22 protein-coding genes are annotated in these 19,473 nt (G+C 69.3%); 7 read left to right on the plus strand and 15 right to left on the minus strand.

All coding sequences use genetic code 11. The features are described 5' to 3' along the window. The coding region (gene pgk, locus ACFOPI_RS00005) for a phosphoglycerate kinase (RefSeq protein WP_382169504.1) at positions 1–412 on the minus strand (412 nt) is incomplete at its 3' end. 158 nt (positions 413–570) lie between these two features. Here pgk and ACFOPI_RS00010 point away from each other — a divergent pair. Further along, positions 571–885 (plus strand): PepSY domain-containing protein, encoded by a 315-nt coding sequence (locus tag ACFOPI_RS00010; protein ID WP_382169506.1) that lies wholly within the window; start codon positions 571–573, stop codon positions 883–885. Between the two features lie 33 nt (positions 886–918). Here the strand turns inward: ACFOPI_RS00010 and ACFOPI_RS00015 are convergent, their stop codons facing one another. From ACFOPI_RS00015 to ACFOPI_RS00025, 3 genes are read right to left on the minus strand one after another with little or no spacing between them, the layout of a single operon-like run. Continuing rightward, positions 919–1,674, minus strand: coding sequence for a cytochrome b/b6 domain-containing protein (locus ACFOPI_RS00015; protein ID WP_382169507.1), 756 nt, complete (start codon positions 1,672–1,674; stop codon positions 919–921). A 16-nt stretch (positions 1,675–1,690) separates the two neighbouring features. Then, positions 1,691–2,209, minus strand: coding sequence for a diheme cytochrome c (locus ACFOPI_RS00020; RefSeq protein WP_382169509.1), 519 nt, complete (start codon positions 2,207–2,209; stop codon positions 1,691–1,693). Between the two features lie 23 nt (positions 2,210–2,232). Next, positions 2,233–2,637 carry a DUF1924 domain-containing protein gene (locus ACFOPI_RS00025; RefSeq protein WP_382169511.1) on the minus strand — a complete coding sequence of 135 codons (405 nt, stop codon included), beginning with the start codon at positions 2,635–2,637 and terminating at the stop codon, positions 2,233–2,235. A gap of 112 nt (positions 2,638–2,749) precedes the next feature. On the opposite strand from ACFOPI_RS00025, the gene ACFOPI_RS00030 reads away from it, so the two are divergent. Genes ACFOPI_RS00030 through ACFOPI_RS00040 form a run of 3 tightly spaced genes read left to right on the plus strand, consistent with a single transcriptional unit; the run spans position 2,750 to position 5,155 of the window. Further along, positions 2,750–3,103, plus strand: coding sequence for a PepSY domain-containing protein (locus ACFOPI_RS00030; RefSeq protein WP_382169513.1), 354 nt, complete (start codon positions 2,750–2,752; stop codon positions 3,101–3,103). Then, entirely contained in the window at positions 3,100–3,762 is a 663-nt protein-coding gene (locus tag ACFOPI_RS00035) for a response regulator transcription factor (RefSeq protein ID WP_382169515.1), read from the plus strand. Before ACFOPI_RS00030 ends, ACFOPI_RS00035 begins: the two co-directional genes overlap by 4 nt. A gap of 7 nt (positions 3,763–3,769) precedes the next feature. Further along, entirely contained in the window at positions 3,770–5,155 is a 1,386-nt protein-coding gene (locus ACFOPI_RS00040; RefSeq protein ID WP_382169517.1) for a sensor histidine kinase, read from the plus strand. Here the strand turns inward: ACFOPI_RS00040 and ACFOPI_RS00045 are convergent. From ACFOPI_RS00045 to ACFOPI_RS00055, 3 genes are all read right to left on the minus strand, one after another. Continuing rightward, positions 5,133–6,878, minus strand: coding sequence for a phosphoethanolamine transferase (locus ACFOPI_RS00045; RefSeq protein WP_382169519.1), 1,746 nt, complete (start codon positions 6,876–6,878; stop codon positions 5,133–5,135). The two genes, ACFOPI_RS00040 and ACFOPI_RS00045, sit on opposite strands and share 23 nt — an antisense overlap. Before the next feature lie 96 nt (positions 6,879–6,974). Beyond that, a complete protein-coding gene (locus ACFOPI_RS00050) occupies positions 6,975–8,330 on the minus strand; it encodes a sensor histidine kinase (RefSeq protein WP_382169521.1) in 1,356 nt (451 codons plus the stop codon). Further along, complete coding sequence (locus ACFOPI_RS00055; protein ID WP_382169523.1) at positions 8,327–9,058, minus strand: response regulator; 732 nt, start codon at positions 9,056–9,058, stop codon at positions 8,327–8,329. Before ACFOPI_RS00055 ends, ACFOPI_RS00050 begins: the two co-directional genes overlap by 4 nt. 98 nt (positions 9,059–9,156) lie before the next feature. Here ACFOPI_RS00055 and ACFOPI_RS00060 point away from each other — a divergent pair, with 98 nt between their 5' ends. Further along, the gene (locus ACFOPI_RS00060; protein ID WP_382169525.1) at positions 9,157–9,990 is read left to right on the plus strand and encodes a phosphatase PAP2 family protein; all 834 of its coding nucleotides are present in this window, start codon (positions 9,157–9,159) and stop codon (positions 9,988–9,990) included. On the opposite strand, the gene ACFOPI_RS00065 is transcribed toward ACFOPI_RS00060, so the two are convergent. From ACFOPI_RS00065 to def, 8 genes are all read right to left on the minus strand, one after another. Beyond that, positions 9,975–10,979, minus strand: coding sequence for an NAD-dependent epimerase/dehydratase family protein (locus ACFOPI_RS00065; protein ID WP_382169527.1), 1,005 nt, complete (start codon positions 10,977–10,979; stop codon positions 9,975–9,977). The genes ACFOPI_RS00060 and ACFOPI_RS00065 overlap by 16 nt on opposite strands. Then, complete coding sequence (locus tag ACFOPI_RS00070; RefSeq protein ID WP_382169529.1) at positions 10,976–12,697, minus strand: ArnT family glycosyltransferase; 1,722 nt, start codon at positions 12,695–12,697, stop codon at positions 10,976–10,978. Before ACFOPI_RS00070 ends, ACFOPI_RS00065 begins: the two co-directional genes overlap by 4 nt. Continuing rightward, positions 12,681–13,364: a TVP38/TMEM64 family protein gene (locus ACFOPI_RS00075; protein ID WP_382169531.1), complete on the minus strand. Its 684-nt coding sequence runs from the start codon at positions 13,362–13,364 to the stop codon at positions 12,681–12,683. Before ACFOPI_RS00075 ends, ACFOPI_RS00070 begins: the two co-directional genes overlap by 17 nt. Beyond that, entirely contained in the window at positions 13,348–14,139 is a 792-nt protein-coding gene (locus ACFOPI_RS00080) for a glycosyltransferase family 2 protein (protein ID WP_382169533.1), read from the minus strand. The genes ACFOPI_RS00075 and ACFOPI_RS00080 overlap by 17 nt, the downstream gene beginning before the upstream one ends. Positions 14,140–14,250: 111 nt before the next feature. Continuing rightward, positions 14,251–14,586: an AzlD domain-containing protein gene (locus ACFOPI_RS00085; protein WP_382169535.1), complete on the minus strand. Its 336-nt coding sequence runs from the start codon at positions 14,584–14,586 to the stop codon at positions 14,251–14,253. Continuing rightward, on the minus strand, positions 14,573–15,310 hold the full coding sequence (locus ACFOPI_RS00090; RefSeq protein ID WP_382169537.1) for an AzlC family ABC transporter permease: 738 nt from the start codon (positions 15,308–15,310) through the stop codon (positions 14,573–14,575). The genes ACFOPI_RS00085 and ACFOPI_RS00090 overlap by 14 nt, the downstream gene beginning before the upstream one ends. Next, entirely contained in the window at positions 15,310–16,278 is a 969-nt protein-coding gene (fmt, locus tag ACFOPI_RS00095; protein ID WP_382170905.1) for a methionyl-tRNA formyltransferase, read from the minus strand. Before fmt ends, ACFOPI_RS00090 begins: the two co-directional genes overlap by 1 nt. A gap of 5 nt (positions 16,279–16,283) precedes the next feature. After that, the gene (def, locus tag ACFOPI_RS00100; protein ID WP_382169539.1) at positions 16,284–16,805 is read right to left on the minus strand and encodes a peptide deformylase; all 522 of its coding nucleotides are present in this window, start codon (positions 16,803–16,805) and stop codon (positions 16,284–16,286) included. 226 nt (positions 16,806–17,031) lie between these two features. On the opposite strand from def, the gene ACFOPI_RS00105 reads away from it, so the two are divergent. Together ACFOPI_RS00105 and dprA are read left to right on the plus strand one after the other, a co-directional pair. Beyond that, the gene (locus ACFOPI_RS00105) at positions 17,032–18,369 is read left to right on the plus strand and encodes a LysM peptidoglycan-binding domain-containing protein (RefSeq protein WP_382169541.1); all 1,338 of its coding nucleotides are present in this window, start codon (positions 17,032–17,034) and stop codon (positions 18,367–18,369) included. Between the two features lie 9 nt (positions 18,370–18,378). Further along, entirely contained in the window at positions 18,379–19,473 is a 1,095-nt protein-coding gene (gene dprA / locus ACFOPI_RS00110) for a DNA-processing protein DprA (RefSeq protein WP_382169543.1), read from the plus strand.

Here is a 19,473-nt window from a genome sequence, read left to right on the forward strand (position 1 = left end):
GCTTGCCCAGCTTGGCGGCCAGCTCGGGCTTGTTCTTCTTCTCGCCCACGTTCAGGCGGCAGTTCTCCAGCAGCACCACCTCGCCGGGGGCGACCGAGAAGTCGCCGTCGACCCAGTCGGCCACCACGCGGATGCTGCGGTTCATCAGCTGGCCCATGCGCGCGGCCACCGGGGTCAGGGAGTCTTCGGGCTTGAACTCGCCTTCGGTCGGACGGCCCAGGTGGGACGTGACCATCACGGCGGCGCCGGCGTCCAGCGCCATCTGGATGGCGGGGATGGAGGCGCGGATTCGGGTGTCTTCGGTGATGTTGCCGGCGTCGTCCTGCGGCACGTTCAGGTCGGCGCGGATGAAGACGCGCTGGCCCTTGGCCTTGCCCTGGGCGCAGAGATCGGAAAAGCGGATGAATTGCATGATGAAGCCTCGGTCGGACAGCCGTGCTGCCGGATGCGGGAAGTCGCGGCGGGGCCGCGGGAAAAGGACCGGGGCAAATTGTAGGGAATGCGCTGCCGCCCTTTAAGCAGGGGACAAGCTTCGGGCCAGATCATGCCGGTGCATCCACAGGAGACCCCATGAAGCCCATTGCCCTCGCCGCCAGCTGGCTGCTGGCCCTCTCATCCGGGTCGGCTCTGGCCAGCACCCCTTCTGAAAAGGTGGTCTGCACCGACCAGCCGCGTTCCCAGTGGATGTCCGAGCAGCAGGCCCGCATCCTGTTCCAGGCGTCCCGCTACATGCTGGTCAAGTTCAAGGTGTCCAAGGGTCGCTGCCACGAGTTCTATGCGGTCGAACACGACGGCACCGTGGTGGAGGCCTACCTGCACCCGGTGACCGGCAAGACCATGCGCATCACCCGGGTGCCACTGCAGCCGGGCGCGGTGAAACCCTGAGGAGAACTCACAGCCCGGCCAGTGGGGAGCGCATCAATCGTCATCGCCGTGTTCCCCGGCCGACACCTGTCCCCAGGCGCTCGACGGGATCAGGCCTCTGGGCGACTGCTGCCACTCCCAGGCACCGTAGGCCAGCACGGCCACGAGCAGCAGCGCGGCCAGCCAGACCCGGTTGTGCGGCACCGGGTTCGGCCCGGGGCCGTCGAGTCGGCCGGTGAGCATGGGTGAGGCCATGTTCTTGCGCCGCAGCAGACTCAAGACCACGATCAGCGCCAGGTGCGCCAGCACCACCATCAGCATGGCTTCGCCGAAGAACTCGTGCAGCTCGCCCAGCCAGTCTTCACCGGGGAACACGCCCCATTCGTTGAAGGTGGCGTAACCGGTCAGCGTCAGCGGCAGCACCAGCGCCATCAACGCCACCACGGCCAGTGCCATCAGCAGGTTCTGGCCCTGGCGCCAGTTGATGGCCGACAGCGACGCCACAGCGCGCAGCGACCGAAACCATGCGGGTGCCGCGGTCAGCTTGCGCCAGAGCAGACCCATGCCGGCCTGGCGCGGACCGAAGAGACCGTAGAGCACCCGGAAGGCCAACAGGCCCGCCATGGTGTAGCCCAGGGTGACGTGCAGCATGCGCCAGCGTTCGCCATCGGCCGTCAAGTAGGCGCCGAGAAAGCTCAGCGCAAACAGCCAGTGAAACATGCGCGTGGGCGCATCGGTGATGCGCCGCACGGGCGCGGCATTGGTCTGCGCCGCGCGGGCGCCGGGGTTCAGTGAGGTGGAGACGTTCATGGTGGGCTCCCTGTGTTCAGTCGTGCCAGAAACGACGCAGGCCGAGGCTCACGCCGGCCGGCAGCCGGATGTTGTCGTCGTCGAAGTCGCCGCGGTCGGCGCCGGTGTGGCAGGCGCCGCAGTTGGCGGGGCTCTTGATGGCCGCGTGCTTCCACACCGAGGGAGGGATGTCGTCGTGTTTGCGCTCGAACCAGGCCGATCGGGTGAGCCGATCCTGCGGCGGTTCTTCGTTCACCCGCTTGTAGGTGCCGGCGTTGGCCTGCAGCCAGGTCGACAGCTTCCGGACCGTGGCCTCGTCCAGCGAGGCGTCGGTGCCGTAGTGCTTGTCGAGGCCGCTCATGATGCGCTGCCATGAGCGTGCGGGCAGCAGGCCCGGGGCGTAGGCGGTGTGGCAGGCGGCGCACTCGGCGGTGTAGGCCTTGGGCACGTCGCGCGGCATCATGCGGCCGCTGTCGGCGTGGGCGGCGCCCAGGGTGGCCAGGCCCAGCAGGGCGGCCACACCGGGACGGATCAGGCGGTCTGAAAAGGTGTTCATGGCATGTCCTTGGCGATGGGGTGTCATTTCAGGCTGTTGAGGTAGGCCAGCACATCGGCCTTCTCGGCGGCGCTGCATTCGCGGGTCAGCACGTCGTTGCAGTTGCGCTTGAACCACTTGTCCACCTTGGCGCTGTCGGTGAAGGCCTTGGCGTTGAAGGCCGGCGCCAGAGGCGCGATCACCTTGCCGGTGTTGGCGTGTTTGCCCTGCGCGGTGGGCGGCGTGCCGTGGCAGGACGCGCACGACCATTCACCGCCGTGTTTGGCGTTGAAGAAGGTCTGGCCCTTGGCCAGATTGCCCGGGGCACCGGCCTGGGCGCTCCAGTGCTGCAGCTGGGCAGCGGGCGTGGTCTCTGCGGCCAGGGCGGTGCCGACGCACAGCAACGACAGCAGGGCGGCGGGGAGGATGGACAGCAGGCGGAAGTTCATGGGGTCCTCAGGGGTTGGTTGTGATGTAGGGGTGATGCTGCGACCCACGCCTTGAACCCACCCTGAACCCGGCGTTCATCGGGCGTTCAGTTGAGCCGCGCACAATCGGCTCATGGCCTCTTCAACCCACCGCCTTTCCCCGCTCCGCGCCACGGCGCTGGTGCTGGCCGCCGTGCTGTCGACGGGCGCCCTGGCGCGCGACCGCGGCGACCACGAACGCGCCCGCGAAGCCGTGGTCGCCGGCCAGATCCTGCCGTTGCGCAACGTGCTGGAGCGCCTGGAGCGCGAACAGGCCGGCCAGGTGCTGGAGATCGAACTGGAGTCCGAGGACCGCCGCTGGATCTACGAGGTCAAGCTGCTGCAACCAGGCGGCCAGTTGCTGAAGCTGGAGGTCGACGCCGGCACGGGCGAGGTGATCGGACGCCGCGTGCGGCCCGACCGCAAACCCCACGGAGAGCCGCGGTGAGACTGCTGCTGGTCGAAGACGAGCCGACGCTGCGCGCCCAGTTGCGCGAGGGCCTGATGGCCGCGGGCTATGTGGTCGACGAAGCCGACAACGGGCGCGACGCGCACTTCCTGGGCGACACCGAAACCTTCGACGCCGTGGTCCTCGACCTCGGCCTGCCGGTGCTCGACGGGCTGACCGTGCTCAAGCGCTGGCGCGACGCGGGCCGGTCCATGCCGGTGCTGATCCTGACCGCGCGAGATCAGTGGAACGAAAAGGTGGCCGGCATCGACGCCGGCGCCGACGACTACCTGACCAAACCCTTCCACATGGAGGAGCTGCTGGCCCGGGTGCGCGCCCTGATCCGCCGCGCCAGCGGCCAGGCCTCGCCGGTGCTGCGCTGCGGCCCGCTGGCGCTGGACACGCGCAGCGGCCGCGTCACCTGCGACGGCCAGCCGGTCACGCTCACCAGCCACGAGTACAAGGTGCTGGACTACCTGATGCACCGGCTGGGCGCGGTGGTCTCGCGCAGCGAGCTGACCGAACACATCTACGCGCAGGACTTCGACCGCGACTCCAACACCATCGAGGTTTTTGTCGGCCGCCTGCGCAAGAAGCTGCCGCCCGACCTGATCGAAACCGTGCGGGGCCTGGGCTATCGCATGGCGGCACCCCGGTGAGGTGCTGATGCCCTGGCGCCGGGCCCTCTCGCTGCGGGTGCGCTGGCTGGCCGCCACGCTCGCCGCGCTGGCCGTGGCGCTGGTGCTGGCCGGCGTGTTCCTGCACAGCCTGTTCCAGGACCATGTGCTGCGCCAGTTCCAGACCACGCTCACGCAGCAGCTGGACCAGCTCACCGCGCGGCTGGAGTTCGACGCCGCCGGCCAGGCCAGCATCGACCCGGCGCAGCTGTCCGACCCGCGCTGGCACCGGCCCTACTCGGGCCTGTACTGGCAGCTAGACGAGGTCGGTGCGCCCGCCGACGCGCAGGGCGCGCTGCGCTCGCGCTCGCTCTGGGACGACCGGCTGCGCCCCGAGCCCGACGTGCCGGCCGACGGCCAGCTGCACGTGCACACCGGCACCGGTCCGCGCGATGCGCCGCTGCTGCTGGTGGAGCGCACGGTGTACCCGGCCGATGCGCCACAGCGGCGCTGGCGGCTGGTGGTGGCGGGCGACCTGCAGGAGGTCACCGCCGCCTCGGACCGCTTCGCGCGCGTGCTGGCGCTCTCGCTTCTGGGCCTGGGCCTGCTGCTGGCGCTGGCGGCGCTGGCCCAGGTGGCCGTGGGCCTGGCACCGCTGCGCGCGCTGCAGCGCGCGCTGACCGCCCTGCGCGAGGGGCGCACGGCGCGGCTGCAGGGCCAGTTTCCGGCCGAGGTGCAGCCGCTGATCGACGACTTCAACCGCGTGCTGGACCGCAACGCCGAGGTGGTCGAGCGCGCGCGCACACAGGCCGGCAACCTGGCCCATGCGCTCAAGACCCCGCTGGCCGTCCTGGACCAGGCCGCCAGCCGCACCGACGGCCTAGACCAGGCGCCGCTGGCGGCCCTGGTGCGCGACCAGGTGGGGCTGGCGCGGCGCCACATCGACTGGCACCTGGCACGCGCCCGCGTGGCCGCCTCGCAGCGCCTGCCGGGTCAGCGCACGCCGCTGGCGCCGGTGCTGGCCGGTCTGCTGCGTGTGATGGCCAAGGTGCACGCCGAGCGGGCGCTGCGGCTGGACAGCACCGACATTCCCGCCGACTGGGCCTTTGCCGGTGAAGAGCAGGACCTGCAGGAGATGCTGGGCAACCTGCTGGACAACGCCTGCCTGTGGGCGCGCACGCGGGTGCGGGTCGAGGCCTGTCTGGACGGCGACCGGCTGCAGGTGGTGGTGGAAGACGACGGCCCCGGCATCGCGCCGGAGCAGCGCCAGGCCGTGCTGGCGCGCGGTGTGCGGCTGGACGAGGCCACGCCCGGCAGCGGACTGGGCCTGGCCATCGTGGCCGACCTGGTGGCGCTCTACGGCGGCGCGCTGGCGCTGGAGGCCGGCAGCGCCGGCGGGTTGCTGGCGCGGATCAGCCTGCCCGCGGCGCGCTGACCGTCACGCTGTCGGGCGCAGCAGCGGCCGGATGGGCACAGGGCTCGAACAGGTCCAGGCCCGGCTTGCGCACCGCGGTCGAGACGTCCATCAGCCCCAGCACCGAATGGAACAGATGGTCGTGCGAGACCGGCCGCTCGGCTCGGTCGCGCAGGCAGTCGGTGCGCACCCCGCTGCGCTGCTGCAGGCCCTCGGACAGCCAGGCCACCATGGGCACATGGGTCTGCTGCTCGGGCGCCAGCGCATAGGGCACGCCGTGCAGGTAGAGGCCGTTCTCGCCCAGCGATTCGCCATGGTCCGAGACGTAGTACAACCCGGTGTCGAAACGGCCGGCGGTCGACTGGGCGCGCAGCCAGGACAGCGCGTGGTTGAGGAAGCGGTCGGTGTAGGCGATGGAGTTGTCGTAGGCGTTGACCAGTTCGTCCTGCGAGCAGTCGGCCAGCGTGACACTGCGGCATTCGGGCTGGAAGGGCTTGCGGTTGGCCGGCGAGCGCTTGTGGTACGCCGGTCCGTGGCTGCCCATCTGGTGCATGACCACCACCACACCGCGCGCGCGGCGCTGCGGGTCGAGCGCGGCGATGCGGGCGTCCAGCCCGTGCATCATGGCCTCGTCCAGGCACTCGCCGCCTGCACACAGGCCGGGGATCGGCGCGTCCGCGATGCGCACCGTGGGCACGCGGTCGCACACGCCCTTGCAGCCGGCCTGGTTGTCAATCCACAGCACCGCCAGACCGGCGCGCTGCAGCACATCGAGCAGGTTCTCGCTGCGTGCCGTCTCGTCGCCGCCTTCCTTGCGGGTCAGCGGCGAGAACATGCAGGGCACGGAGACCTGGGTGCTGGTGCCGCAGGAACTGGCCTGGGGGAAGTTCACCAGACCGCCGCGCGCGCGCCAGCCGGTCAGCGAAGGCGTGGTCGGGCGGCCGTAGCCGTTGAGGCTCCAGTTCTGCGCCCGCGCGGTTTCGCCCACCACCAGCAGCAGCAGCGGCGGCCGGCTCTGCGAGGCGTAGCTCGCCCCCAGCCGCGCATCCTCGCCCACCGGCTCCAGGGGCTGCGCTGCGTGCTGGCCGCGCTCGGCCAGCAGCGTGCCCGATGCCGCCAGAGTGTTCATCGGGTTGATCATGTAGCGCAGGTCCTTGTGGCCGCGCATGAGCGAGGCCAGGCCCTGGTAGCCGGCCAACAGGGCGACGGCGGCCACCGCCAGCGACACCGCCAGCAGGCCCAGGTTGTGCCGCAGGCGCAGCAGCGTCGCCTGCGGTGCGTGCGGTGTGCGCCAGATCCACCACAGCGCCGGACCGGCGATGGCCAGCAGGGCCATCAGCAGCGGCCAGGACAACAGGTCCCGCACCTCGTTGGCATTGGTCTGCGCCACGTTGGCCATCATGGTGCTGTCGATGACCACGCCGTACTGCCACATGAAGTGGCTGTTGAACGCGGTGGTCAGCACCAGCACCGTGGCCAGCGGACGGAACACGCGCGGCCAGTGGAAGAGCGCCAGCAGGGCCAGGGTGCCGGCGACCAGCACCAGCCCCAGGGTGAGCATCAGCCCCAGGCGATGGTCGGCGGTTTGGGTCAGGGCGGCCACGCGCTGCCACAGCGGCAGGTTGCCGGGCACGGCCAGCCACAGCGCCAGGCCGAGCAGAAGGGCCATCGGCCCGCGGGCGTCGCCGCGGACCAGCGACAGGCCGGGCACGCCCCGGGCAGGAACAGAAGAAGACAACTGCATGGGAAACAGCGGGACCATCGCCCCGAATGTGGCACTGCCGGCAGTGTCTTTCGACGACGTTAAACGAACCTTATTGCGCGGCATCGCCCCGTCCCCTCAGGCTGGCCACCGCAGCGAGAAGCGCGTGGTCATCGGCGCCACCCCGTTGTCGCGCTCCAGCTGCGCGCCGAGTTCCTCGGCGATGCGCTCCACGAGACGCAGGCCCAGCCCCAGACCGGACGAGGCCTGCGCCGCAGGCGCGGTCACACCGGCGCGCTGGCCGTCGTCGCTGACCGACACGCCCTGGCCCCGGACATCGCGCCACACCGACACCTCCACCTGCGTGCCCGGCGGCGTGTGGCGCAGTGCGTTCTCGATCAAGTTGCGCAGCGCCAGCTCCAGCAGCATGGGCTGGACCCGGACACTGACCTCGCCCTGTTCCTGCACCAGCGACATCTCGTGGTCGCTTTCGTGAGCCAGCTGGGCGTGGGCCGAGATCAGCCGGGCGGCCATCTCGCCCAGTGCGGCGTCCTGCACCGCATCGCCCGCCTGCGCCTGCTGCCCGGCGCGCTGGGCCCGCGCCAGATCCAGCAGCTGGGTCAGGATGCGCCCGGCGCGCAGGGCCTCCTGCTCCAGCCGCGCCAGCCGCTGCGGCGACGGGTCGGCCTGCGCGGCGCGGGCCTGCAGCGTGATCGCCGTCAGCGGCGTGCGCAGCTCGTGCGCCACATCGGAGGCGAACTGGCGCTCGCGCTGGGCCTGCGCCTGCAGGCCGTCGACCATGGTGTTGATCGCCGTCACCGTGCTGGAGAACTCGTGGAAGCGGTGCTGCGTGTCCAGCCGCTGCCCGGCAAAGCCGTCGAGCGCGGCCACCTCGTCGGACAGTTGGTCCAGCGGGCGCAGGCCGCGGCGGATGGTCCACCACATCACCAGCGCCAGCAACGGCAGCAGCACCAGGGACGGTTCGGCCAGGTGCTCGGCGATGTCGCTGGCCAGCACGTAGCGCTTCTTCAGGTCCAGCAGGGCCGCCACCCGGCGCTCGTGGCCCTCGCCCCGGTAGGTCTCGAAATAGGCGCGCCAGTCGTGCGGCTCGCCCTGGGCGTCGCGCACCACCACCGTCATCAGCCCCTTCTCGGGCAGCGTCGACAGGTCCAGCCCGGCGGCGAGCTGGTCGCTGTCGGTCACCAGGCGGCCGTTGTCCCAGACCAGGACCGCCACGTCCTGCGCGTACTCGTGCACGTCTTCGGTGGGCACGGGCAGGGGGCCCGACATCGGCCCCTGGTTCCAGGATGCGTTTCCCAGCCAAAGCTGGGCCACCGCGACCAGGTGGCCGTCGGTGAACTTGCGCGTCTCGCGCAGGCTGGTGCTCCAGCCCACCGCCACCATCACCGCCCACACCGCCAGCTGGGCCCCGAGGGTCCAGATCAGCAGGTGGCGCGACAGCGTGCGGCGCGTGGCGGGCAGCGGCAGTTTCACAGGCCTCCGGTGGTGTCGGCCGGTTTCGCCGCCGGCGGCTCCTGGGGCACGAAGTAGCCCACGCCGCGCACGGTCTTGATCAGCGATTCGCCCAGCTTGCGGCGCAGGTGGTGCACGTGAACCTCGATGGCATTGCTCTCCAGCCCCTCGCCGAAACCGTACATCGCCGACTCCAGCCGCGCCTTGGACAGCACCTGCGGCTTGGCCTGCAGCAGGGTCAGCAGCAGGGCGAACTCCTTGCCCCCCAGCGTCACCGGCAGGCCGGCGCGTTCGACCGAGCGGGTGGCCGGGTCGACCACGATGTCGCCGTATTCGATCACCGGCTTGCTGCGGCCGCTGGCACGCCGCAGCATGGCGCGCAGCCGGGCCAGCAGCTCGTTGGGGTCGAAAGGCTTGACGATGTAGTCGTCGGCGCCTTCGTCCAGACCGAAGATGCGGTCGCTCACGCCGTCGCGCGCGGTCATGATCAGCACCGGCAGGTCGCGCTGCGGCAGGGTGGACTGGCCCGGCCGGCGTTCGCTCTGGCGCCGCAGGCGAGTCAGCAGGTCCAGGCCGTCGCCGTCGGGCAGGCCCAGGTCCAGCAGCACCGCGTCGAAGGGTTCGACGCACAGGGCCGTCCACGCCGACTCCAGCGTGCCGCACACGTCCACCGCATAGCCGGCCTGCCGCAGCGACAGGCTCAGGCCGCTGGCAATGCCGGGATCGTCTTCCACCACGAGTGCTCGCATGTTCTTCAGGACGGCGCAGGGCCCATCGGTCAAAGAAACCGAATTATCCCGGCACCCCTTAAGGCCCTCTTAAAGTCCGACGCCGAGCATGCGGCGCCATGTCCCATCTACGCCCCCCTGTTGTTTCCACCGCAAACGCCATCGCCCGGGCCTGGCTGGTGTTGCTGCTGCTGACGCTGGGCTGGGATGCCAGCGGCATGGACCTGCCGGTGATGAGCCAGATCGGGACCAGCGCCGGCTTTCCGTGGCGCCACCACCCGCTGCTGGAGACCGTGCTGCACGACGGCGGGCGCCAGCTCGCCACACTGGCCTACCTGCTGCTGTGGGGCTGGGTGCTGTGGCCCGCGACCAACGGCCCCTCGCGCCGCGAGCGCGGGACCGTGCTGGCGCTGGTCACCCTGTCCATGCTGACGGTGGGCCTGCTCAAACAGGCCAGCCGGGCCAGCTGCCCCTGGGAGTGGAGCGCCTTCGGCGGCACCGCGGTCTACACCTCGCACTGGAACCTGCTGACCGGCGACGGCGGCACCGGCGGCTGTTTCCCGGGCGGGCACGCGTCGTCCGCGCTGTCGTTTCTGGCGCTGTGCCTGCCCTGGCTGTGTTCGCCCGTGGCCGGGCGGCGCCGGGCGCCGGGCTGGCGTTGGCTCACCGCGGTGCTGCTGGCCGGTGGCCTGGCCGGGGTGACGCAGACCCTGCGCGGCGCCCACCCGCCCAGCCACACCCTCTGGACCCTGCTCATCTGCAGCGCGGTCGCGCTGGCAGGTTGGCGGCTGGCTCGCCCCTGGTTGCGTGGCGCGGCGACCCGCGCCAATGCTGAAGCAACGGAATCGCAAGACGGGCCAGGCGCCGGGCCGCCCCAAGCCTGGCCCAGCCCCCTCGGGGGGCAGCGACCCGCGTCAGCGGCGGAGCGTGGGGGCCATCAGTTCACGTCGTAGTGCTCGCGGTACCAGTCGACGAAGCGCTGAGCGCCGGTCTGCAGGTCGGTGCCGGCGCGCACGTCGAATTCGTTTTCCAGCCGCGAGGTGTCGGCCCAGGTGTCCGGCACGTCGCCGGCCTGCATGGGCAGGAAGTTCTTGACCGCCTCGCGGCCGCAGGCGCGCTCCAGGCAGGCGATGAACTCCATCAGCGGCACCGGGCCGTTGTGGCCCACGTTCAGCACGCGGTGCGGCACCGAGCCATCGCCGGCCTGCGGCGGCCTGTCAGCCACCGCCAGCACCGCGTCCACCACATCGTCGACATAAGTGAAGTCGCGCCGAAGGTTCCCGTGGTTGTAGACGTCGATGGGCCGGCCCTCGAAGATCGCGCGCACGAACTTGAAGATCGCCATGTCGGGCCGGCCCCAGGGGCCGTAGACCGTGAAGAAGCGCAGCGCCGAGGCCGGGATGCGGTAGAGGTGGCTGTAGCTGTGCGCCATCAGCTCGTTGGCCTTCTTGCTGGCGGCATACAGCGAGATCGGTGAATCGGTCACCATGTCCTCGCGCAGGGGCATCTCGCGCGCGGCTCCGTAGATGGAACTGGACGAGGCGTAGACCAGGTGCTTCACGCCGCTGCGGCGGCAGCCTTCGAGCACGGTGAGCATGCCCGCGAGGTTGCTGTCCAGGTAGGCCATGGGCTGCTCGACCGAATAGCGCACGCCGGCCTGCGCGGCGAGGTGCAGCACCAGGTCGTAGCGGCCGTCGGTGAACAGGCGCGCCACGCCGTCGCGGTCGGCCAGGTCCAGGCGGTGGAAGGTGAAGCCCGGCCGCGCCAGCAGGCGGTCGAGTCGCGCCTGCTTGAGCGCCGGCTCGTAGTACGCGCTCATGTTGTCGACCCCGTCGACCTGCAGCCCCCGGTCCAGCAGGCGCTGGCTCAGGTGGTAACCGATGAAGCCCGCGGCGCCGGTGACCAGCACGCGCGGGGCGGGGGAAGAATCCAGCAGGTTCATGGCAGCACGCCCTCGGTCACGGGGCGGTAGACAAAGCGGCGCAGGCGCTGGGGCGGCTCGCAGGTGGCACGCATCGAGGCCGGGCCGTAGACCACCCACTCGCGGCGGTGCGCCTCGCCCAGCGACTCAGTCTCGGCCACGTCGAAACAGCTCAGCTCGGCATCGGTCGGTGCCAGCAGGTGGCGACCGGGCTGTTCCTTCATCCACAGCCAGGCGTTGCGCTCCTGTTCCTCCAGCGGCGCGAGGTAGCTGAAATGGGTCAGCGGCCGGTGGCTGAACAGCAGGAACTGTTCCTTGAAATAGAGCAGGCCCAGTTCCGACGTCGGGGGCAGGCGCTGCTCGATCTGCTCCATCATGGCCTGCGGCGTGCGGTGCGGGTCGACCTTGGGCCAGACCAGCAGCGAAACGAACACCCAGATCACCAGGCTGGTCGCGGCCAGCCGCTGCAGCAGGTCGCGGCGGCGGATCAGCACCAGCAGCACCAACAAGCTGACACCCATGGCCACCAGCGGCAGCGACAGGGTCGTGACCGCATCCGCGTAGTCGGGCACCTTGCGCAGCAGCTTGTCGGGCGAGACCTTCAGTGCCACGCCCAGCCCAGCCAGCGCCGCGGCGATCAGCAGCAGCAGGCCCTGGAAGAACACGCTGGTGCGCGCAGCCGCGACACCTTCCTTCACCCGCACCCAGAGCGCGCCCACCACCAGCGCGAGCATGGGCAGCGCCGGGAACATGTACACCTCGCGCTTGCCCGAGCTGAGCGAAAAGAACAGCAGCACCAGCCCCACCCAGGCGAGCAGCACGCGCGCGCGACGGTCCTCGCGCAGCAACGCCAGCAGCGGCTTGAAGAACACCAGCAGCAGCACCGGCAGCGGGAACCAGACCGTGGGAATCGCCTGCGTGAAGAAGTAGTGCCAGGGCTTGACGTGGTGCCAGGCGTTGACGAAGCGCTCCCCGGTCTGGCGGAACAGCAGGTCGTTGCGGTAGGCCACCATGGTGTCGGTGCCGATGCTGTGCACCTGCCAGAGCATGGGCAGCAGCCACAGCGCGATCACCGCGAGCATCACCACCAGGCCCGAGGCCAGCTTCCAGCGCCAGACTTTTCCTTCACCCGACTCCGGGTTCTGCGTCCAGAACGCCAGTGGAATGAGCATGAGCAAGGGCAGAAAGCCCACGCCCTTGGTCATGATGCCCAGCGCCATCGCGGCCCACGCGGTGAAGTACCAGCCCCAGTGCGGGCCAGTGAAAAAATGCCGCAGCAGGCCGTAGCAGCCCAACGTAATCCAGAAGGTCACCACCGCATCGATCTGCGCTGCCTTGCCCTGCAGCAGGAACTGCGGCGTGAACACCAGCACCAGAACCGCCGCCAGCGCCCCCTCGCGGCCCCACAGCCGGCGGCCGATGTCGTGCACCAGCAGCAGCGTGCCGACCGAGGCCAGCGCGCTGGGCAGCAGAAACGAGAGCTTGAGGTTGCCGACCAGCGTGAACGCGATGGCGCTGAGCCACATGAACACCGGCGGCTTGTCCGGATAGGGCTCGCCACCGCGGGTGGGGAACAGCCACTGGCCGCTCTCGACCATCTCGCGCGCGACCTGCGCGAAGCGCGGCTCGTCGGCCGGCCAGGGGTAGCGCAGGCCGATGCCCAGCAGCAGCACGATGGCCGTGGCCAGCAGCCAGAACAGCGTCTGGCGGCGGATCGTTTCGTCAGTGGGCAGGTGCATGGGCGTGCTCTTTGCGGAACCGTTGGAGCCGCTGCTTGAAGCCGTGGTGGTAGAGGTACAGGCCCAGACCGGTGGATACCACCAGCATCACCAGGCTCATCCACAGCTGCGAGCTGTCGTGCAGCGCGATGCCCGAACCCGCGTAGGCGAACAGCAGCATCTGCGGTAGGTAGCCCAGCAGGCTGCCGAAGAACACGGCCACCGGCCGCAGGTCGGACAGCGCCGCCGCGATGTTGGTCACCAGGTTGCTGCCCACCGGGATCAGCCGGATCACGCAGATCCAGATCCAGGTGTCCTCGGCCAGAACAGCCTTGATCAGCTCGATCTTCTGCGCGTGCTTCTGGCGCACCCAGTCGAAACCCAGCTGGTGAACGGCCAGCATGGTCAGCATGGCGCCAAAGCCCGTGAGCAGGGTGCCGATCAGCCCGCCCTGCCAGCCACCGAACAGGAAACCGCAGGAAAACGCCAGCACCTGGCGCGGGCCGCCCAGCGCGGTGTAGACCACCGATCCCAGCACGAACACCGGCCAGGCAACAGTCCAGTGCTGCTGGAACAGCTGCTGCAGCAGCACCTCCTCAGTCACCGGCCCCCACCAGCCCAGGTGCAGGGACAGGAAGGCCAGCGTCAGGACCGCGGTCAGCAGCAGGGGCTTAGTGAGACTCTTCATGCGCAGCGAGCGTGCGAACCTGCGCGATCACCGGGCGCTTGCCGCGCCGGGTCAGCCACACCACGCCGGCCATGTCGACCAGCCCGACCCACAACCGGTTCCAGGCGTTGTACTTGGAGACGCCGGCCTGGCGCGCGCGGTGGTTCACCGGCACCACGCGGATCGCGCCACCCAGGCGCAGCACCAGTGCGGGCAGGTAGCGGTGCATGTGGTCGAAATAGGGCAGCTGCAGCCAGGTGGCGCGCGGGATCAGCTTGAGGCCACAGCCGGTGTCGGGCACTTGGTCGTTGAGGATCTTCTGCCGCACCGCATTGGCGATGCGCGACTGGAACTTCTTCCACTCGGTGTCCTGGCGGTTCTTGCGGTAGCCGGCGATGCAGAAATGTTCGCCCTGCGCCTCGGTCTCGCGCGCGCTGCGCAGCAGGGCCGGCATGTCGGCCGGATCGTTCTGGCCGTCGCCGTCGATGGTGACCAGGTAGCGGCCCCGTGCCTGGCGGGCCGCGCTCATCAGCGCCGTGCTCTGGCCCACGCTCTTTTCGTGGCGGATCAGCCGGGCGGCCGAGCCCAGTTCGGCGCAGCGCTGCAGGAACTCGTCGCCCGTGCCGTCGTCGCTGCCGTCGTCAACCAGCACGATCTCGAAGGGGCATTCCGGCCGCAGCGCCGCCACCACCTCGGCCACCAGCGAACCGATGTTGCCAGTCTCGTTTTTCGCAGGAATCAGCACCGACACCAGCGGCTCGGCGCCAGCGGCAGCGGCCGCAGCAAGTTCAGTCATGTCAGGAAATCCGTGGAGCGCAGCGGCCAAACGGTAGATGGTCGCGGAAGCGCCTTAAGCACGCCTTAAGGTTGGTTTCAACCGGCGACGCTGATTGTCCCACTCACGGCCTCACCAGCCCAGACCGACGTGCAGCGGCAGGTAGACCGCCATGCCGGTGACGATGGTGCCCAGCACCCCCTTGCGCCAGAAGAAGTAGGCCGCGCCGGCCATCGCGGAGAACAGCCGCGCGTCCATCCAGGTCTGCACCAGCTGCCCCTGGCTCATGACGATCTCGGGCAGCACCACGGCCGACAGCGCTGCAATCGGCGCGTACTGCAGGCCGCGCTGGGCCCAGTGGGGCAGGGTCCAGGGCCGGTCGGAGATCAGAAAGAAGCCGCGAGTGATCACCGTGACCACGCCCAGCGCAACGATGGTCAGCAGGGTGTGCAGGTCAATGTCCGGCATGTCCAGACTCCGATCCCCTCATGTGCTCGATCACCAGACAGATGGCCACCGCACTCGCGATCGCCACCAGGATGTTCAACCGCAGCGGCAGCGCCCAGGCCACCACCGCCGCCGTGGCCGCCACGCCGGCCGAGACCACCCGCAAGCGCGACGTGGCCAGCGAACACAGCACCCCCAGCAGGGCCAGGATGCCCGCAAAACCCAGCCCCCAGGACAACGGCACGATGTTGGCCAGCAGCACGCCGACCACGCTCGCCACCATCCAGGCCACATAGTTCACCGCGCAGTTGCCCATCAGGTAGGCCTGCTGCTGCGCCAGCTCCTCGGCATTGCGGCCGGGGTGCGGGTAACGTTTGGCGAAAAACACGTAGCTCAGGTCGCCGGTCACGTAGCCGCTGACCAGCCGCTGCCATCTTGGCAGGTGCATCAGATACGGCCGTAGGTGCGCGGAGAACACCACGAAGCGCAGATTCACGCAGAACGCCGCCGCCAGAATCACCCACATCGGCGCGCCCGCACCGATCATCGGCACCGCGGCCAGCTGGGCACTGCCGGCGTAGACGATCAGCGTCATCAGCAGGGCTTCGAGCGTCGACATACCCGACTGCACCATGGCCACGCCGGTCATCAAGCCCCAGGCCGCAATGCCCATGGCCACAGAGCCCTGGTCGGTGATGCCTTCGCGGAACTCCGGTCGGCGGCGATGCTCGGCCAGGAAAAACATCAGGTCGTCGGCGCGCCGAAGACCTGTCCCGGGGTCAGCGCGAAGCCCTGCAGGAACTCCCGGGCCGGCAGGCGCTTGCCACCGGCGCGCTGCAGCTCCAGCAGGGTGAGCACACCGTCGCCCGTCGCCACGCGGATCCCCTCTGCTGCGGCGGACAGGATCTGGCCGGGCATCACGTCGTGGCTGGCGGCGCTGGTGGCCGCCACCCGCCACACCTTGACCGCCTCGCCGGCCAGCTCGGTGGCCAGCCCGGGTGCGGGCGAGAAGGCCCGGGCCCGGCGCTCGATCTCGGCCGCCGACCGGCGCCAGTCGATCACCGACTCCGCCTTGTCGATCTTGGCCGCGTAGGTCACGCCCTCGGCAGGTTGCGGTACCGGCCGCAGGCCACCGCAGGCGGCCAGCTCCAGCGCCTCGACGATCATCCGCCCCCCTAGGTCGGCCAGACGGTCGTGCAGACCGCCGGTGGTGTCGGTGGCGGCGATGGACAGGGTCTCGGCCAGCAGCATGTCTCCCGTGTCCAGTCCTGCGTCCATCTGCATGATGGTCACGCCGGTCTCGGCATCGCCGGCCTCGATGGCCCGGTGGATGGGCGCCGCGCCGCGCCAGCGAGGCAGCAGCGAAGCGTGGATGTTCAGGCAGCCCAGGCGCGGCAGGTCCAGCACCCATTGCGGAAGGATCAGGCCGTAGGCGGCCACCACCATCACATCGGCCTGCGCGGCCAGCAGGGCCTGGTGCGCCGCAGCGGCATCGTCCGGGAACTTACCGTCCAGCCGCAGGCTGCGCGGCTGCGCCACCGCGATGCCGTGCGCCTGGGCAAACTGCTTGACCGGCGAGGCCTGCAGCTTCATGCCACGGCCAGCGGGCCGGTCGGGCTGCGTCAGCACCAGCGGCACCGCGAAACCAGCCGCATGCAGCCGCTCGAGCGCCACGCGCGCAAATTCCGGCGTGCCGGCAAACACCACACGCATGTGCGTCATGCTCGCTGCGCTTCGCGCTGGGATTTCAGCAGCTTGCTCTTGATCCGGTTGCGCTTGAGCGGCGAGAGGTATTCCACGAACACCTTGCCCATGAGGTGGTCCATCTCGTGCTGGATGCAGACTGCCAGCATGCCCTCGGCTTCGATCGTCCGGCTTTTGCCGTGTTCGTCCAGCGCGCTGACGCGGATGGCCAGTGAACGCTCGACCCCGTCGTAGATGCCGGGCACGGAAAGACAGCCCTCCTCGCCCTTGCGGGTTTCAGGACTGGCCCACTCGATCACCGGATTGATCAGCACCATCGACTGGTCGCGCGTTTCGCTGACATCGATCACGATCAGCCGCTCGTGCACGTCCACCTGTGTCGCCGCCAGCCCGATGCCGTGGGCGTCGTACATGGTGGCCAGCATGCGGTCGGCGAGTGCGCGCACCCGGTGGTCCACATCCCCCACCGGTTTGGCCACGGTGTTCAGACGCGGGTCGGGGTACCGAAGGATGGGGAGCAGTTCGGGAGCGTTCATTTCAATGTCATGGACCGGCGGCCAATGTCGCCGGAAAAAGAGCCGCACGGCAATTTGCGCCAATCCGCCGCTGGGTCGGGAGGTTTGTCGCTATTTTCGCCACTTTTGCATTCCCGGGTGGATGCCAGGACCTATTAATATTGCCTAATCAAGGGCTTGGGCGCAAAATCAAATGCGAATTGTCAAGTCCGACGAGCCAATTTTCGCCAGCCCCAGGGGCCCACACATGCGATTGAAATACCTTCCGACTGCCCTGCGCCTGACAGGCCCCGCATCCGCCTGCCTGATGGTCATGGCCACCCTCGCCGGCGCCGCCTCGGCACAAAATCTTCCGGTCACCGCCAGCCAGCGCGCCACTGCCAACCAGGTGGCGCAAGCCGGCGTGCCCCTGTCGGAACTGGCCCCCAATGCGCCAGACAGCCACACAGTCAAACGTGGCGACACCCTCTGGGCCATCTCCAAGATCTTCCTCAAGAGCCCCTGGCGCTGGCCGGAACTCTGGGGCATGAACATGGAGGAGATCAAGAATCCCCACCGCATCTATCCCGGCCAGGTCCTGTACCTGGACAAGAGCGGCGGCCGCGCCCGGCTGAGCACACGCAAGCCCGGCGACAACGGCGACATGCCTACCGTGCGCGTGTCACCTCGCGTGCGCAGCGAAAGCCTGTCCGAATCGGCCATCCCGCCGGTGAACATGCAGGCCATCGAAGCCTTCCTGACCGAGCCCCTGATCGTTGATGAAGCCACCTACGCGCGCGCGGCGCGCATCGTGGCCACCCCCGAGAACCGCGTGCTGCTGAGTCTGGGCGACCGAGCCTACGCCCGGGGGCAGTACGGCGACGTCGGCAACCTCACCGAAGAGGCCCTGACCCTGGGGGCCGGCAAGTCCATCACCTACCGGGTCTTCCGCAACGCCGTGCCTCTGAAGGACCCAGGCACCGGCGAGGTGCTGGCCTATGAGGCGCAGTACGTCGGGAAGGCTGAAATCGTGCGTCCGGAAACACGCCGCGAGATCGAGGAGCCGGCGTCGGCCAAGAAGCCGGAAGGCAAGGACACGTTCAAACCTCAATACGAGAACACGACGCACAACTTCGCCCGTGTTCCGGTTGAAGAAAAGGCCCCGCTCAAGCCCGTGGCCACTGGAGAGATCGTCCCGGCCACCATCGACATCGTCAAGGCCAAAGAAGAAATCCGGGTGGGTGACCGGCTGCTTCCGGAGCCGCCGCGCGAGTTCCCCAACTACGTGCCGCGCGCGCCGGGCAAGCCCACATCGGGCCAAATCGTGTCGGTGTACGGCAATGCGGTGCGCTACGCCGCCCAGAACCAAGTGGTCTCCATCAACCGCGGCCGCACCCATGGCGTCGAAGAAGGCCATGTGCTGGCCCTGATCCGCGACTCCAGCACCCGCATCGACAAGACCGACGAAAGCCGCCCCCAGATCCGTCTGCCTGGCGAGCCCAATGGGCTCATGCTGGTCTTCAAGACCTTCGACAAGGTGTCCTACGCCCTGGTTCTGGACATTGTCGACGGGGTCAAGGTCGGCGACCACTTCGCCAACCCCTGACGCTTGCCCATGGAGCGGGACGAATGGGCCGCCTGGCTCAGGTTGCTGCTCACCCCGGGCGTGGGCCGCGACACGGCGCGACGACTGCTGGCGGCGTTCGGCCTGCCAGCCGACATCTGGAAGCACAGCCCCAGCGCTTGGGAGACGGTCACCAGCCCCCGCATTGCGCGCGCGCTGCAGTCGGAGCCTCCGGCGCTCGCCGATGCCATTGACCGATTACGGGCCTGGCTGAACGAGGACAGCGACCGTCATGTCATCACATTGGCCGATCCGCGCTATCCCGTCAGCCTGCTGCAAACGGCCGACCCCCCACTGTTGCTGCACGTGCAAGGTCGCCAGGATGCCTTGAGCCACCCCCAGAAGCTGGCGGTCGTGGGCAGTCGCAATCCCACCCCGCAGGGGGAAACCAACGCGCGCCAGTTCGCACGAAGCCTGGCAGAGTCGGGGCTGTGTGTCGTGTCGGGTCTGGCGCTGGGCGTCGACGGGGCCGCCCACACCGGCGCACTGGAAGGCGGCGGCCTGACGCTCGCCGTGGTCGGCACTGGACTGGACACGGTCTACCCCCAGCGGCACGCGGCGCTGGCCCGTCGCATCGCGGCATCCGGCGCCCTCATCAGCGAATACCTGCTCGGCACGCCGCCGTTGGCAGCGAATTTTCCGCAGCGCAACCGGATCATCGCCGGCCTGAGCCAGGGCACCCTGGTGGTCGAGGCCGCGGTTCGATCCGGCTCCCTGATCACCGCCAGGTTGGCCGCGGAACAGGGGCGGGATGTGTTCGCCATTCCTGGGTCAATCCATGCCCCGCAGTCGCGTGGCTGCCATGCCCTGATCCGTCAAGGCGCCAAACTGGTCGAGTCGGCACAGGACATCCTCGAGGATCTGCACTTGTCAGAACCCTCGCAGCAGAACCACGAGGCGGCATTGCCCACGGACGAAGACGGCTTGTTGCGCGCGATGGGCTTTGACCCCATCGGACTGGATGCCCTTCAGGCCCGAACCGGGCTGGACACGGCGGCCCTGCAGGCCCGCCTGCTGGAACTGGAACTGGACGGGCAGATCGGACGCCTGCAGGGCGGCCTGTTCCAGCGCACTGGCCAGGTGTGA

This window comes from Hydrogenophaga luteola (genome assembly GCF_042648585.1).
Taxonomy (GTDB): Bacteria; Pseudomonadota; Gammaproteobacteria; order Burkholderiales; family Burkholderiaceae_C; genus Hydrogenophaga; species Hydrogenophaga luteola.

Bases quoted from the DNA above. Each gene is read 5' to 3' on its own strand.
- ACFOPI_RS00010 (WP_382169506.1), top strand. From the start codon at position 571: ATGAAGCCCATTGCCCTCGCCGCCAGCTGGCTGCTGGCCCTCTCATCC.
- ACFOPI_RS00015 (WP_382169507.1), bottom strand. From the start codon at position 1,674: ATGAACGTCTCCACCTCACTGAACCCCGGCGCCCGCGCGGCGCAGACC.
- ACFOPI_RS00020 (WP_382169509.1), bottom strand. From the start codon at position 2,209: ATGAACACCTTTTCAGACCGCCTGATCCGTCCCGGTGTGGCCGCCCTG.
- ACFOPI_RS00025 (WP_382169511.1), bottom strand. From the start codon at position 2,637: ATGAACTTCCGCCTGCTGTCCATCCTCCCCGCCGCCCTGCTGTCGTTG.
- ACFOPI_RS00030 (WP_382169513.1), top strand. From the start codon at position 2,750: ATGGCCTCTTCAACCCACCGCCTTTCCCCGCTCCGCGCCACGGCGCTG.
- ACFOPI_RS00040 (WP_382169517.1), top strand. From the start codon at position 3,770: ATGCCCTGGCGCCGGGCCCTCTCGCTGCGGGTGCGCTGGCTGGCCGCC.
- ACFOPI_RS00045 (WP_382169519.1), bottom strand. From the start codon at position 6,878: ATGCAGTTGTCTTCTTCTGTTCCTGCCCGGGGCGTGCCCGGCCTGTCG.
- ACFOPI_RS00055 (WP_382169523.1), bottom strand. From the start codon at position 9,058: ATGCGAGCACTCGTGGTGGAAGACGATCCCGGCATTGCCAGCGGCCTG.
- ACFOPI_RS00060 (WP_382169525.1), top strand. From the start codon at position 9,157: ATGTCCCATCTACGCCCCCCTGTTGTTTCCACCGCAAACGCCATCGCC.
- ACFOPI_RS00065 (WP_382169527.1), bottom strand. From the start codon at position 10,979: ATGAACCTGCTGGATTCTTCCCCCGCCCCGCGCGTGCTGGTCACCGGC.
- ACFOPI_RS00070 (WP_382169529.1), bottom strand. From the start codon at position 12,697: ATGCACCTGCCCACTGACGAAACGATCCGCCGCCAGACGCTGTTCTGG.
- ACFOPI_RS00075 (WP_382169531.1), bottom strand. From the start codon at position 13,364: ATGAAGAGTCTCACTAAGCCCCTGCTGCTGACCGCGGTCCTGACGCTG.
- ACFOPI_RS00080 (WP_382169533.1), bottom strand. From the start codon at position 14,139: ATGACTGAACTTGCTGCGGCCGCTGCCGCTGGCGCCGAGCCGCTGGTG.
- ACFOPI_RS00085 (WP_382169535.1), bottom strand. From the start codon at position 14,586: ATGCCGGACATTGACCTGCACACCCTGCTGACCATCGTTGCGCTGGGC.
- ACFOPI_RS00090 (WP_382169537.1), bottom strand. From the start codon at position 15,310: ATGTTTTTCCTGGCCGAGCATCGCCGCCGACCGGAGTTCCGCGAAGGC.
- fmt (WP_382170905.1), bottom strand. From the start codon at position 16,278: ATGCGTGTGGTGTTTGCCGGCACGCCGGAATTTGCGCGCGTGGCGCTC.
- def (WP_382169539.1), bottom strand. From the start codon at position 16,805: ATGAACGCTCCCGAACTGCTCCCCATCCTTCGGTACCCCGACCCGCGT.
- ACFOPI_RS00105 (WP_382169541.1), top strand. From the start codon at position 17,032: ATGCGATTGAAATACCTTCCGACTGCCCTGCGCCTGACAGGCCCCGCA.
- dprA (WP_382169543.1), top strand. From the start codon at position 18,379: ATGGAGCGGGACGAATGGGCCGCCTGGCTCAGGTTGCTGCTCACCCCG.